11 protein-coding genes are annotated in these 13395 nt (G+C 67.0%); 8 read left to right on the forward strand and 3 right to left on the reverse strand.

Features of this window, described 5'->3' with window-relative positions; all coding sequences use genetic code 11:
- Positions 1-50: 50 nt before the first annotated feature.
- Complete coding sequence (locus C722_RS25030) at positions 51-926, reverse strand: dienelactone hydrolase family protein (protein ID WP_231893097.1); 876 nt, start codon at positions 924-926, stop codon at positions 51-53.
- 300 nt (positions 927-1226) lie between these two features.
- Between C722_RS25030 and C722_RS0115630 the strand changes: the two genes are divergently transcribed.
- The 6 genes from C722_RS0115630 to C722_RS0115655 all read left to right on the forward strand — a co-directional run bounded on the left by C722_RS0115630 (position 1227) and on the right by C722_RS0115655 (position 9974).
- A complete protein-coding gene (locus C722_RS0115630; RefSeq protein WP_017641408.1) occupies positions 1227-2195 on the forward strand; it encodes a helix-turn-helix domain-containing protein in 969 nt (322 codons plus the stop codon).
- Between the two features lie 65 nt (positions 2196-2260).
- The gene (locus tag C722_RS0115635) at positions 2261-3187 is read left to right on the forward strand and encodes a transporter (RefSeq protein ID WP_017641409.1); all 927 of its coding nucleotides are present in this window, start codon (positions 2261-2263) and stop codon (positions 3185-3187) included.
- Between the two features lie 10 nt (positions 3188-3197).
- The gene (locus tag C722_RS0115640) at positions 3198-4415 is read left to right on the forward strand and encodes an MFS transporter (RefSeq protein ID WP_017641410.1); all 1218 of its coding nucleotides are present in this window, start codon (positions 3198-3200) and stop codon (positions 4413-4415) included.
- 20 nt (positions 4416-4435) lie between these two features.
- A complete protein-coding gene (locus tag C722_RS0115645) occupies positions 4436-5884 on the forward strand; it encodes an amidase (protein WP_017641411.1) in 1449 nt (482 codons plus the stop codon).
- A gap of 237 nt (positions 5885-6121) precedes the next feature.
- The gene (locus C722_RS0115650) at positions 6122-8590 is read left to right on the forward strand and encodes a PAS domain-containing protein (protein ID WP_017641412.1); all 2469 of its coding nucleotides are present in this window, start codon (positions 6122-6124) and stop codon (positions 8588-8590) included.
- Between the two features lie 196 nt (positions 8591-8786).
- Entirely contained in the window at positions 8787-9974 is a 1188-nt protein-coding gene (locus tag C722_RS0115655; protein WP_017641413.1) for an NAD(P)/FAD-dependent oxidoreductase, read from the forward strand.
- Positions 9975-10009: 35 nt separating this feature from the next.
- Here C722_RS0115655 and C722_RS0115660 read toward each other — a convergent pair whose 3' ends face one another.
- Together C722_RS0115660 and C722_RS0115665 are read right to left on the reverse strand one after the other, a co-directional pair.
- Positions 10010-11011, reverse strand: a complete 1002-nt coding sequence (locus C722_RS0115660) for a membrane dipeptidase (protein ID WP_051226160.1) — start codon at positions 11009-11011, stop codon at positions 10010-10012.
- Positions 11012-11076: 65 nt separating this feature from the next.
- Positions 11077-11337 (reverse strand): hypothetical protein, encoded by a 261-nt coding sequence (locus C722_RS0115665; RefSeq protein ID WP_017641415.1) that lies wholly within the window; start codon positions 11335-11337, stop codon positions 11077-11079.
- A 259-nt stretch (positions 11338-11596) separates the two neighbouring features.
- On the opposite strand from C722_RS0115665, the gene cydP reads away from it, so the two are divergent.
- A complete protein-coding gene (gene cydP / locus C722_RS26450; protein WP_017641416.1) occupies positions 11597-11740 on the forward strand; it encodes a cytochrome oxidase putative small subunit CydP in 144 nt (47 codons plus the stop codon).
- Positions 11741-11772: 32 nt separating this feature from the next.
- Positions 11773-13386: a cytochrome ubiquinol oxidase subunit I gene (locus tag C722_RS0115675; RefSeq protein WP_017641417.1), complete on the forward strand. Its 1614-nt coding sequence runs from the start codon at positions 11773-11775 to the stop codon at positions 13384-13386.
- Positions 13387-13395: the final 9 nt, after the last annotated feature.

Consider the following 13395-nt stretch of genomic DNA (forward strand, 5'->3'; position numbering starts at 1 on the left):
CACCTGGATGGGCACCCTCTGGCGAGACCAGGGCTGGTCAGGGGTCAGCCCTAGTTCACGAGGGCCTTTAGCGCCTCCAGGACATCCCGGGTGGCCTGCCGGGTCGCCGCCGCATCAGGCCCGACCTTGGGGCCCAGCACGACGCAGCTGTCCTTATAGGAAAAGACCTTGCCAGTCTGCTGATTGATCAACTCACCCTTGGCGTTCTCGGCGATCCGGCAGTCACGCACGGTCTGGCTGTCCTTCGCGACCACCACCGGACTCCAGACATAGGGATTGTCGAAGCCATGCTCGGCGTGGGGATAGGTATGAACCCGGAGATCGGCGCCCTGCTGCTTGAGCGTCGCGAAATAGCCCTCGCAACGGGAATAGGGATCGTAGTTGTCGGCCAGTCCGTGGTACACGCGCAGCGGCTTGGCGACGACCCTGTCCTGCTCGCGAAAGGTGATCGAGCAGTCGGGATAGAACGACAGGTAGCCGACGAACTGGAAATCCTGGCTTTTCCAGAGCTTGTCGAAGCGCGCCATGGCCGCATAGAGCGAGGCCTGCCCACCGCGGGAAAAGCCCATGAGGATGATCTTGCCTGGATCGATTCGCGCGTGCCGCGCGAGCAGGGCGCCGGCGCGATAGTCATCCAGAACGAAATTGAGCCGCCCCAGCTGGGCCTGGTCGGTGGCGGTACTGGTGATGCCCCGGCCCGAGAAGCCATCCACGGCGAAGGTGGCGATGCCGACCTGATTGAACCGCCGCTGCCAATAGGTGATGTTGGCGCCCAGGCCTCCCGAACCATGCTGGAGGATCACCACCGGGACCTTGCCCGCGCCTGGAGGCAGCGACAGCACGCCACCGAGCAGGACCTCGGTACCGCCTTTGTCCCCCGTCAGGAATTGCTGATCGCTAAGGGTCAGCGAGGTGAAGGTCAACACCTCTTGCCGAGCGGGGATATCGGTTGCCGGCGAGGTGGCGGCACAGATGGTGGCACAGGTAAGGCAGGCAATGGTCCCGAGCGCGGGGCGCAAAGATCCAGAGGACAGATGGCGCATCGGCTGCATCCTTCTTGTGGGGTCCTCCCAGGGTAGCCAATCAACGGCGCCCTGCTGCGGAGGCGGTGAGCAGAACCTGCTGCACTAGCCAAATTTGGCACCTTTGCCGCGCACTCCCGCCTTGAGGTACGAAACTTGTAGCTCCCGCGCCAACGGCCCTTTGCTACCCAAAAGGTTTCCTAAATGCACCAAGACGGCTCCCTCGCGTTACCGCCGCGCGTCCGGCATCGGTATACCGGTGACATCGACGAGCACGCGCTCTGCGTCGAGGGCTGGCGCATGCAATACGATCAGCTGTCCGCGGGCCGCTTCCAGGGCGAACTCAGCGACCTCTGGCTGGACGACATCAGCCTGCTGCGGGACAGATCCAACCAGGCCATGCTCAAGAGCGGCGAGGCCCAGGGAGAAACCCTGACCTTCAGCCTGCCCATCCGCAACGCTGGCGCCCTGCACTGCGCCGGTCATACCCTCCACGAGGCCCAGTTGCTGGTGGCACGCGGGGACAACCTGCCGGAGTTGCGTACCCCGGCCAATCTCGAATTGCTCTGCATCAACCTGCAGGAAGCCGAGATGGCGCGACTGCTGGCCTGCCAGCACAGCACCCTGGGCGTGCGCGACCTGCCCGGCTGCTATCGGCTACCGGCAGGGGGTGCCTATCTGGAGTTGGCACGGCTGGCCCAAGAGCTCTTCACCCCCGAGGCGCAGATCCTGACCTGGCTGGCGCAGCCGCGCGCGCGTGCCATGCTGCGCGACACCGTGCTGATGCACCTGCTCGATCTGCTCGACACCGGCGAGCCCCACGAACTGGCACCGAGCGCTCGACTGCGGGTGATCCGGCGGGCACGAGAGTACGCCCTGGCCCATCCGGATCAGCCGCCCAGCATCCTCGAACTGTGCAATAGAGTCGGCGCCAGTCGCCGCAAGCTGCAGTACTGCTTCCAGGAGACCCTGGGCATCAATCCGCTGGCCTATCTGCGTACCTTGCGCCTCAATGCGGCGCATCGTGCCCTGCGCCGGGGCGCAGGCGAGTCGGTGCAGGACGTCGCCGCCCAGTGGGGCTTCTGCCATCTCAGCCGCTTCGCCCGCGACTACCAGACGCTGTTCGGGCAACTGCCTTCCACCACCCTCAAGGCCGCCGGGCAAAAGTGCTGAATCTGGCTAACGGCGGGTAACGGCTTTCCCTCAGGCTGAACTGGCCAATAAGAAGAGGGAACTCCATGAACGTTACCCGTCCGTTTCACGTCCTCGCCGTCGGCCTCGCCGCCCTGGGGATGACCGCAGCAAGCCTTGCCACCGAGAACGGCTCCCCCACCACCGCCTTCGGTGTCTACAACTTCGGCGCCGGCTTTACCCCGCCGCCCACGCCCCATGGCACCCTTGGCCTGCGTGCCAACTACTACCGGGCGACGTCCATTCGCGACAGTCATGGCCGCGACAACGGCAACGACTTTTCCATCGATGTCCTGTCCCTGGGCCTGGCCTACCTGAAGATGACAGATACCCGGGTGCTCGGCGCCCGCTACGGCTTCGGCGGGGTGGCGCCCTTCTTCAAGATGGACGCGGACCTCACCATCAAGGCCAATGGCGTCCCGGTGTTTTCCGACAGCGCCGACCTCTTCCGCCAGGCCGATTTCCAGGTGATTCCACTGATCCTGCAGTGGGAGCCCTCGCGCAACCTGGGGGTGAACTTCTGGTTCCAGGTGCAGGCGCCCACCGGTGACTATGACAAGAATCGGTTGGTCAATCCGGGCACCAACCACTGGACCATCTCGCCGATGCTCAACCTGAGCTACATCACCGATTCGGGCTTCGAGGTGTCGTCCAGCTTCCAGGCCGATTTCAACAGCCGCAACCACGCCACCGACTACCGCAGCGGCACCGAATACCGCCACGAATTCGCCGTGGGCCAGCACATCGGCCCCTGGACCCTAGGCCTGGGCGGCTACTACTACCGCCAGCTCACCGACGACGACGCCCCCGGCCTCAGCCGTGGCAATCGTGCCCGGGTACTGGCGCTGGGTCCGGCGCTGAGCTTCTTCCAGCCGGGTCTGCCGCCGGTCTGGGTGCATTTCTACAAGGACATCGACGCCCGCAACCGCGCCGAGGGCTATACCCTCGCCGTGCGGCTCTCCCACAGCTTCTGAGGATCCGCCCATGACACTCAAAGCCTCCTCCAGCCCCTTGGCCGGTCGGCGCCAGGGCGCCGTGCTCCTGCTCGGCAGCAGCCTGACCATCATGGGTTCGGTGATGGTCGCTCCGATCATTCCCAAGCTGGGTGCCGAATTCGGCCCGGTCGAACCTCGTGCCGATCTGCTGATCCCCCTGGCGATGACCGGCCCCGCCCTGGCCATCGCCCTCTTCGCGCCCCTGGCCGGCTGGCTGGCCGACCGCCTGGGTCGCAAGCGCCTGCTGGTCCTGGCGACGCTGTGCTACGCCGTGCTCGGCATGCTGCCGGCACTGTTGCAGTCGCTGCCGGCCATCACCCTCACTCGCCTGGTCTTCGGCCTGGCCGAGGCGGCGGTGATGACCTGCTGCGTGACCCTGATCGCCGACTACTGGCAGGGCAGCAAGCGCCTGGCCTATGTCAATGGCCAGGTCATCACCATCAGTCTGGTGGGCTCGCTGTTCTTCGTGGTCGGTGGCGCGCTCGGCGAGCATTCCTGGCGCACGCCCTTCTATCTCTATCTGCTGCCGCTGCTGCTGGTGCCCTTCATGTTACGGCTGCTGTGGGAGCCCAGCCGCACCAGCGCCCAGAGCCACGTCGATGAAGGCCCCCAGCACAGCGCGCCGCTGCCGCTGACCGTCAACTATCTGCTGGTCTTCGCCGGCATGGTGCTCAGCGTGGTGGTGCCCATCCAGAGTCCGCTGCTGCTGGTGCAACTGGGCGTGACCTCCAGCACCCTGATCGGCGCCTCGGCGGGCCTCGGCCTGCTGGCGACCCTGGGCGGGCCGCTGCTATGGCCGCTGCTGCGCCGCTGGTGGGGCCTGGCCGGCTGCAATGCCGTGCTGTTGGCCTGCATGGGCATCGGTCTCTGGCTACTGGTGAACGCCCGCAGTTACGAAGCCGTGCTGGTGGCGGTGACCATCCATGGCCTCGGCGTCGGCATGCTGGTGCCCAACACCATGGCACCGGTGATGGGCGCCCTGAGCGCCCGGGCCCGGGGTCGCGGCATGGGCGGCTATACCGGCTGCCTCTATTTCGGCCAGTTCGCCAGTCCCCTGGTGGTGGCCGCGGTCCTGCCCTTCACCGGCGATCTGCACCTGGCCATCCGCGCCCTGGCCAGCGCCGCCCTGGTCGCCGCCCTCGCCTGGGCCGCCGTCGGCCTGCTGCGACGCAAGACCGCCCTGCCGACCCCGTCGCGCTCTTCCTGACTTCTGCTCGAGGATCTTCCATGCATAGCCTGCAACCCCTGCTGGACACCCAAGACGGCCACGGCCTGGCGACGCTGCTGCGGCAGCGCGAGATCACGGCGAGCGAGCTGCTCGAAGCGGTCATCGAACGCCTGGATACCGTGGAGCCCGGCCTCAATGCCGTAAGCGAACGGCTGTATGACCAGGCCCGCGCGGCGGCCAAGGCACCGCTCGACGTCGATGCGCCCTTCGCTGGCGTCCCGACCCTGGTCAAGGATCTCTTCACCCCGCTGGCCGGGGCCCGCATGACCAATGGCTCCCTGGCCCTGGGCGAGGCGCGGCCGGATTTCGATTGCGAACTGGTGACCCGCCTGCGTCGGGCCGGCTGCCTGTTCGTCGGTACCACCACCTCGCCGGAATTCGGTACCTCCTACAGCACCGAGTCCCGCCGCTTCGGCGCCACCGCCAATCCCTGGAATCCCGCCCACAGCGCCGGCGGCTCCAGCGGCGGCGCGGCCGCCCTGGTCGCCGCGCGAGTGGTGCCCTTCGCCCATGGCAACGACGGTGGCGGCTCGCTGCGAGTGCCGGCGTCCTGCTGCGGGATCTTCGGTCTCAAGCCCAGTCGTGGCCGGATGCCTTCTGGGCCCATGGTCGGTGAAGGCTGGGCCGGCATGGGCACGCCCCATGCCATGAGCCTGTCGGTGCGCGACAACGCCCTGCTGCTGGATGCCACCGCCGGTGCCGATCTGGGCGCGCCCTATGCGGCTCCGGCCCACGCCGTCCCCTTTGCCAGCCTGCTGGAGCGCGATCCGAAACCGCTGCGCATCGCCCTGGTCGAGCACCTGGCGCCCTGGCCGAGCGGCCCCGAGGCCCTGGCCGCGGTGCGCCACACCGCCCGGCTGTGCGAAAGCCTCGGTCACCACGTCGAGCCGGCGACCCTGCCGGTGGATCTGCCACGCTTTCTCGACCAGGTCTTCGACATCATCGGCCCCAGCACCCGCCACTACCTGCAAGTGCTGGGCACCCTGCGCGGTGCCCCGGTCAGCGAAGAGGAGCTGGATGCACGGACCCGTGTGATCCTGCGCGAGCGGGGCGACATCCCCGCCCATCGCTACGCCGCCGCGGTGGAAGGCCTGCACGCCCTGGGTCGCACCCTGGCCGGTTTCCTCACCGACCATGACCTCATCCTCACCCCGACCCTGACCCGCGAGCCGCCGCGCCTGGGCGAACTGGACGGTGGCAACGGGGAGCGTCCGCTGGCCGAGGCCATCGCGGCCTTCCACAGCTATTCGCCCTTCACCGCCCTGTTCAATGCCAGCGGCCAGCCGGCCATGTCGGTGCCGCTCTGGTGGACCGGCAATGGCCTGCCGCTGGGCAGTCACTTCGCCGCGCGTTTCGGCGAGGAAGGGACCCTGCTGGCGCTGGCTGCCCAGCTGGAACGCACCCAGCCCTGGGCGGACCGGCGGCCGCCGCTGGCGGGAATCCACTGACCGTCGGCGCTCGACCCGCCACCCCGGCCGCACGGCAACGCCGACGGCGGCCGCAGGCCAAAGACGGAGATGCCCCTCGCAACTTAGCGGGCATCCCGTCCCCCGCTTCGCTTGGATGCTCGCTATACTGGCCGCGCACGGCCTGTGACGAATCCCTCTGGCATCGGTGCTGGAGGCTTCAGCCTGTCGCTCGCCATCTTCCCTGCTGCCCGGGCAGGCAACCGTACGAGCGACCCGATGAGCATTCTCACCTCGACTCCCGTCCCCTCGTACGCCCTGGCCCAGGACCTCGAGCTCATCGCCGAGATCGCTGCGGTGCCCAAGATCCTGGACGTGGTCTGCCGGATGACCGGCATGGGCTTCGCCGCCGTCGCCCGGGTGACCGACGACCACTGGATCGCCTGCAGCACCCTCGATCTCATCGGTTTTGGCCTCCAGCCCGGGGGCGAGCTGGAACTCAAATCGACCATCTGCGACGAGATCCGCGACCATCGCCAGCCGGTGGTGATCGACGACGTCGCGCAGGACGACCGCTACCGTCACCATCACACGCCCCGGCGCTACGGCCTGCGCAGCTATATCTCGGTCCCCGTCGTGCTGGACGATGGCAGCTTCTTCGGCACCCTCTGCGCCATCGACCCACGACCGGCCACGCCGAGCAGCCCCGAGATACTGGCGGCCTTCGAACTCTTCGCCGGCATGATCGCGCTGGAGATCGGCGCCCAGCGCCGCTTCCTCGCCGCCCGCAACGTCCTGCACAGCGAGGGCTTTTCCCGCAGCCTGCTCCAGGCCAGCCTGGACTGCGTCAAGGTCCTCTCCGCCGGGGGTCATATCGAATTCATGAACGCCCAGGGCCTGGAGCTGAACCAGCTGCGGTCCGTCGATCAGGTGATGGGCCGCGAGTACGCGGCGCTCTGGCCGGACGAGGAAGTCGAGAAGATCCGCCACGCCGTCAAGCGTGCCGTCGACGGCCAGACCACCCGGGTCGAGGGCTTCTGCCCCACCGCCCGTGGCGAGCCACGCTGGTGGGAGGTGTCCTGCTCGCCTTTCGCGGTGGCCGGCACCGGCGAGGTGAAGATCGTCTGCATCTCCCGCGACATCAGCAGCCGCATCCTCGCCCAGCAGGCGCAACAGGCCCGAGCCGAAGCCATCGCCGCGCTCAACAGCGAACTGGAGCAGCGCATCTCGGAGCGCACCGCCGAGCGCGATCAGATCTGGAACTGTTCGACCGATCCACTGTGCGTGGCGGACCTCGAGGGCTTCTTCGTCAACCTCAATCCGGCCTGGCAGCTGACCCTGGGCTGGTCGCTCGAAGAACTCAGGGCCCAGCCATTCCTGGCCTTTGTCCATACCGACGACCTCGTTGCCACGCGCCAGGCGTTCCGCGACGTCACGCAGGGCATTGCGCTGGTCGGCTTCGAAAACCGCTACCGCCATCGCGACGGTTCCCACCGCTGGTTTTCCTGGAATGCCACGCGCAATGGCGAACTGATCTACGCCACCGTGCGCGACGTGACCCAGCAACGCCAGCAGACGCTGGATCTCGCGGCCGCCGAGGACGCCCTGCGCCAGGCGCAGAAGATGGAAGCCATCGGCCAGCTCACCGGCGGCGTCGCCCATGACTTCAACAACCTGCTCACGGTCGCCCGTACCTCCTGCGACCTGCTCAAGCGCCCGAACCTCAGCGAAGCCCGCCGCGAGCGCTACCTGGAGGCGATCTCCACCACCGTGGATCGCGCCGCCAGATTGACCGGCCAGCTGCTGGCCTTCGCCCGCCGCCAGACGCTGGCACCCGAGGTGTTTTCCGCCCGGGAGAATGTGCTGGCCATGAGCGACATGCTGGAAACCCTGCTCGGCTCGCACGTCGGCATCGAACTCGACCTGAGCGACGACCCCTGCCTGGTCTATGCCGACCCCAGCCAGTTCGATACCGCCCTGGTGAACATCGCGGTGAACGCCCGCGACGCCATGAGCGGTGCCGGTCGCCTGATCATCAGCGTCAGCACCGTCGCTTGCATCCCGGCCAACGCGGCACAGCCCGAACTCGCCCTGCCGGCGGTGGCCATCGCCCTGGCGGACAACGGCAGCGGCATCGCCCGGGAGCACCTGGAGCAGATCTTCGAGCCCTTCTTCACCACCAAGCGAGTGGGCCAGGGCACCGGTCTCGGCCTGAGCCAGGTGTTCGGCTTCATCAAGCAGTCCGGTGGCGAGGTACGGGTCACGAGCGAGATCGGCCGCGGGACGACCTTCCACCTCTATCTGCCGGTCGCCCCAACGATCGGGCAGCCGTCATCCCTCAATGACGCCACGGCAACGGCCGACGGCGGCGGGATCACCGTCCTGGTGGTCGAAGACAATCTCGAGGTCGGCAGCTTCGCCGTCGACCTGCTGAGCGATCTCGGCTACCACGCAGTGCTGGCCGCCAATGCCGAGCGCGCCCTCGCCCTGCTCGCCGACCAGCCTGGCCGGTTCGATGTGGTCTTCTCGGATGTCGTCATGCCCGGCATGAGCGGGCTGGAACTGGCCATCGAGATCAGACGCCTCTATCGCAGCCTGCCGATCCTGCTGACCTCGGGCTACAGCCAGGTGCTGGCGACCCATGGCGCCCAGGGCTTCGAGCTGATCCACAAGCCCTACTCGGCGGAAGCCTTGTCGCGCCGGCTGCAGGGAATCCTGGCCGAGCCCGAGACGCATCTGGCGACCTAGCACGCTCCCGGCAACGCTGAGGCACTGGCCCACGCTCAGGTGACGACCGCCCTGCGCCGCGCGCGGCGACCGCGCAGGAGCGGGCGCGACGGAGCACCAGGACGGGCCGACAGCGGCCACCCCTGCAGCGCGGGCGATCAGGTAACATGCGCCGCCGCGGGCCGGTGGCCCCCTATCTGCAGGCAAGGAGTCAAGAGTGTTCGATACCCAGGTCATCATCATCGGGGCCGGCGCGGCCGGTTTGATGTGCGCCCTGAGCGCCGCGGCGCGCGGGCGCCAGGTGCTGGTACTCGATCACGCCAACAAGGCGGGCAAGAAGATCCTCATGTCCGGGGGCGGCCGCTGCAACTTCACCAACCTCTATTGCGAGCCGGCCAACTTCCTCTCGCAGAATGCACATTTCTGCAAATCGGCTCTGGCGCGTTTCACCCAGTGGGATTTCATCGCCCTGGTGGCCAAGCATGGCGTGCCCTACCACGAGAAGAAGCTCGGCCAGCTGTTCTGCGACAACAAGGCCAGCGACATCCTCGCCCTGCTGCTGGACGAGTGCGAACAGGGCGGCGTCGACATCCGCCTCGATACCTCGGTGGAGGAGATCACCCGCCTCGACCCAGGCGGCTATCAGTTGCAGACCAGCCTGGGCCCGGTGCGCGGCGAATCCCTGGTGATCGCCACCGGCGGCCTGTCGATCCCGACCCTGGGCGCCACCGGCTTCGGCTATCAGGTCGCCCGCCAGTTCGGCCACCAGCTGCTGCCGACCCGCGCCGGCCTGGTGCCCTTTACCATCACCGATCCCCAGCAGAAGGAATTCTGCAGCGCCCTGTCCGGCACGGCGGTGGAAGACTGCCGGATCAGCTGCAATGGCCAGAGTTTCGTCGAGAATCTGCTGTTCACCCACCGTGGCCTGAGCGGTCCGGCGATCCTGCAGATCTCCTCCTACTGGCAACCGGGCGACACCCTCAGCATCGACCTGCTGCCCCACCTCGACCTGGTGCAATGGCTCGCCGAGCAGCGCCAGGCGCGCCCCAACAGCGAACTCAAGACGCTGCTCGGCGAGCTGTTCACCAAAAAGATGGCCACCCTGCTCGCCGACAGCTGGTTCCAGTCCAAGCCCTTGAAGCAGTACACCCCCGACGAACTCAAGGCCATCGCGGCGCGGCTGCACGACTGGCAGCTGATCCCGGCGGGCACCGAAGGCTATCGCACCGCCGAGGTCACCCTGGGCGGCGTCGACACCCGCGAGGTCTCGTCCAAGACCCTGGAGTCGCTCAAGTCACCTGGACTGTACTTCATCGGCGAGGTGCTGGACGTCACCGGCCATCTGGGCGGCTTCAACTTCCAGTGGGCCTGGGCTTCGGGCTACGCGGCGGCGCAGTACGTCTAGGCCAAGAGACCTGGGACAGCGTCCTGCACCGGGACTCAGGTAACCGCAGACGGCCAGGTCTGGCTCGCGATGCGCAAGAAATTCCCGCCCAGAATGGCGTCGATGTCAGCGGCAGCGTAGCCCCGACCCGCCAGTTGGCGTACCAGTTCAGGGAGCGCCTCGGGTTGCAACTGGGTATGACCGTGAGGCTGTCCATAATGACGCGTCGGCCACCAGTCTTCCGCGTCGACGCCCGCAGGAAGGTCATGGTCGGCAGGGCACAACTCGGTATCCAGTCCAATGCCGATATGCCGGGTTCCGACTCGTTCCGCCAGGTAGTCGATCTGGTGGATATAGCTGGCCACCGACGCCTCGGGATCACCCAGAAAGATGCCTAGCCCGGTCAGGCCGATCACGCCATCCTGTTCCGCGCAGGCGCGGATCTGCCGATCGCTGATCGTCCGGGGATGATCATGGAGCGCCTTGATGTTGGTGTGGGAGAAGACCACCGGCCGGGTCGAGACCGCCATGATCTCCAGGCTGGCACGCTCGCTGGCATGGGAACAGTCGAGGGTGATGCCCGCGGCATTGCCGGCCGCCACCACCGCGCGACCCAGCGTCGTCAGACCGCCGCCCTCACCATGGCAACCCCCGGCGCAGGCGTTGTCGCGGTTGTAGGCGAGCAGCATCTGGCGTACCCCGAGGGCGGCATAGAGCCCGACCATCGCCGGGTCGTCGAGCAGCATGGTCGAGCCTTCGAGATCGAAGGAAACGGCCAGTTTGCCCTGTTCGTGCGCCCGGTGGAGGTCGGCCACCTCGCCGACGAGACGGAAGTGCGCGTCATGCCGGGCCAGCCAGGCACGGAAGCCGGCGAGGGTTTGCAGCACCGTCGTGAAAGGCGTCATGTCCATGCCGACATTGATCGACACATGATGGAAGCCGGCGTCGCGATAGCGACTCAAGCCAGACATATCCTGTCCCGGCACCAGGGGCAGGCAGGCATGTGCCTCCCAGCGTATCGGCTTGAGGCCTGTTGCCATGGCCGCGACAGTCTGCATCCTCGTCCCCCTCCACACGTCTCGAGGGGTTCAACATAGCATGCAGACTGGGGCCGGCCTCGGCGCTAGCCGACGTTCACGCCTCGCAGCAGCGCCGGATCCACGGCCCGCGCCTGATAGCGCACCGCGGCCTGGCCATAGGCCTGGGGATCGAGCACCTGGTCCCAGTGTGCCGATGCCTGCTGCTGAACCGCCACGACCTCGGCGTGCGCCGCCTTGGGTTGCAGCGCCGCCTGGGCGCGTCTTTCGTTAATCTCGGCGGCCATGGCGGTGTAGCTGGCGGTGCTGAGCAGGGCGAGTGCGGCCATCTTGTTGAAGACGTTCATGGTGGATTCTCCGGTCTTGAACATGGGGGCTGGCGTCACCGCGGAAGCGGTCCGGCGTCAGTCACGGTGCTACCTTGCGCCCTGGCGTCTTAACGCTGTCTTAACGCCTCTGAACCCGACCTGAACGGCTGCGACAACCTGCCCCAGGCGATGGCCACTGGCCAATTGATCTGGATCAGTTTTGCCCAGGGCCAGCAGGCGCATCCTGCATGCAGCCGCCACTCCGCCCTGGAGGGGCGCCACGGCTCGCGAGGTCGCCATGAACGGACGCCTGGTCAAAGAACTCTTGGTCATCCTGCTGATCAAGCTGGCGCTGCTGATGGTGATCAAGAGCCTCTGGTTCAGCGCCCCCACGGTCCCGCCCGACGCCACCCAGGCGGTCAGCGCCCACCTGCTGGACTAGCACCCTTTCCCCCTTCTGAGGAGATTGCCGGGATGATCTCGGAATCCGTCGTGGACCTGTCACGCCTGCAATTCGGCATGACCGCGCTGTATCACTTCATCTTCGTGCCCCTGACCCTGGGGCTGGTGGTGATCCTGGGAATCATGGAGTCGGTCTATGTGATGACCGGCAAACAGGTCTACAGGGACATGACCAAGTTCTGGGGCAAGCTGTTCGGCATCAACTTCGCCCTGGGCGTCACCACCGGCCTGACCATGGAGTTCCAGTTCGGCACCAACTGGGCCTACTACTCCCACTATGTCGGCGACATCTTCGGTGCGCCCCTGGCCATCGAGGGCCTGATGGCCTTCTTCCTCGAATCCACCCTGATCGGGCTGTTCTTCTTTGGTTGGGATCGCCTGTCCAAGGGTCAGCACCTGCTGGTGACCTGGCTGGTGGCGCTGGGCTCGAACCTCTCCGCCCTATGGATCCTGGTGGCCAACGGCTGGATGCAGAACCCGGTCGGCGCCGAGTTCAACTACGTGACCATGCGCATGGAGCTGGCCGACTTCGGTGCCCTACTGCTCAACCCCGTGGCCCAGGTGAAATTCGTCCACACCGTCGCCTCGGGCTACGTCACCGGCGCCATCTTCGTGCTGGCGATCTCCAGCTACTACCTGCTCAAGGGCCGCGACATCGGCTTCGCCCGGCGCTCCTTCGCCGTGGCCGCCGCCTTCGGTACCGCCGCGGTCATCTCGGTGATCGTGCTGGGTGACGAATCCGGCTATCGCGTGGGCGAGGTCCAGAAGGTCAAGCTGGCCGCCATCGAAGCCGAGTGGAACACCGAGGAAGCCCCGGCCTCCTTCACCCTGTTCGGCATCCCCAATCAACAGGAGATGCGCACCGACTACGCGGTGAAGATCCCCTATCTGATGGGCCTGATCGCCACCCGCTCCACCACCGAACAGGTCACCGGCATCAAGGATCTGGTCAGCCAATACGAGGCCCGCGTCCGCAACGGCGCCCAGGCCTACGCGCTGCTGGAGCGGCTACGTGCCGGCGACGACTCCGCCGCCACCCGCGCAGCCTTCGACGCCCACAAGCAGGACCTGGGCTATGGCCTGCTGTTGAAGAAATACGTCAACGATCCCGCCACGGCCACCCCCGAGCAGGTCCGGCAGGCCGCGCGGGACACCATCCCTGGGGTCGCCAGCCTGTTCTGGACCTTCCGCATCATGGTCGCCAGCGGCGTGCTGATGCTGGCGCTGTTCATCTGCGCCTTCTGGGCCTCGACCCGGCGCAACGAGCTGAAGAAGCCCTGGCTGCTGAAGTGGGCCCTGTTCAGCCTGCCGCTGCCCTGGGTCGCCACCCAGACCGGCTGGTGGGTGGCCGAGCACGGTCGCCAGCCCTGGACCATCAGCGAGGTATTGCCCACCCACCTGTCGGCCTCGACCCTGGCCCCGGCCGATCTGTGGGGCTCCATCGGCGCCCTGGTGACCTTCTACACCCTGCTGCTGATCGTGGAGATGTACCTGATGATCCGCTTCGCTCGCCTCGGCCCGAGCAGCCTGCACACCGGCCGCTACTTCCACGAACGGGCTGCCCAGGTCGGCGACGCCCTGCGCCAGGCCGCCACCGCCAAGCCCGTCGCACCGGCCAACGCCTGAGGAGACTGC

The sequence above is a fragment of the Pseudomonas sp. 313 genome, from assembly GCF_000316965.1.
GTDB lineage: Bacteria > Pseudomonadota > Gammaproteobacteria > Pseudomonadales > Pseudomonadaceae > Chryseomonas > Chryseomonas benzopyrenica.

Bases quoted from the DNA above. Each gene is read 5' to 3' on its own strand.
- C722_RS0115630 (WP_017641408.1), top strand. From the start codon at position 1,227: ATGCACCAAGACGGCTCCCTCGCGTTACCGCCGCGCGTCCGGCATCGG.
- C722_RS0115635 (WP_017641409.1), top strand. From the start codon at position 2,261: ATGAACGTTACCCGTCCGTTTCACGTCCTCGCCGTCGGCCTCGCCGCC.
- C722_RS0115640 (WP_017641410.1), top strand. From the start codon at position 3,198: ATGACACTCAAAGCCTCCTCCAGCCCCTTGGCCGGTCGGCGCCAGGGC.
- C722_RS0115645 (WP_017641411.1), top strand. From the start codon at position 4,436: ATGCATAGCCTGCAACCCCTGCTGGACACCCAAGACGGCCACGGCCTG.
- C722_RS0115650 (WP_017641412.1), top strand. From the start codon at position 6,122: ATGAGCATTCTCACCTCGACTCCCGTCCCCTCGTACGCCCTGGCCCAG.
- C722_RS0115660 (WP_051226160.1), bottom strand. From the start codon at position 11,011: ATGCAGACTGTCGCGGCCATGGCAACAGGCCTCAAGCCGATACGCTGG.
- C722_RS0115665 (WP_017641415.1), bottom strand. From the start codon at position 11,337: ATGAACGTCTTCAACAAGATGGCCGCACTCGCCCTGCTCAGCACCGCC.
- cydP (WP_017641416.1), top strand. From the start codon at position 11,597: ATGAACGGACGCCTGGTCAAAGAACTCTTGGTCATCCTGCTGATCAAG.
- C722_RS0115675 (WP_017641417.1), top strand. From the start codon at position 11,773: ATGATCTCGGAATCCGTCGTGGACCTGTCACGCCTGCAATTCGGCATG.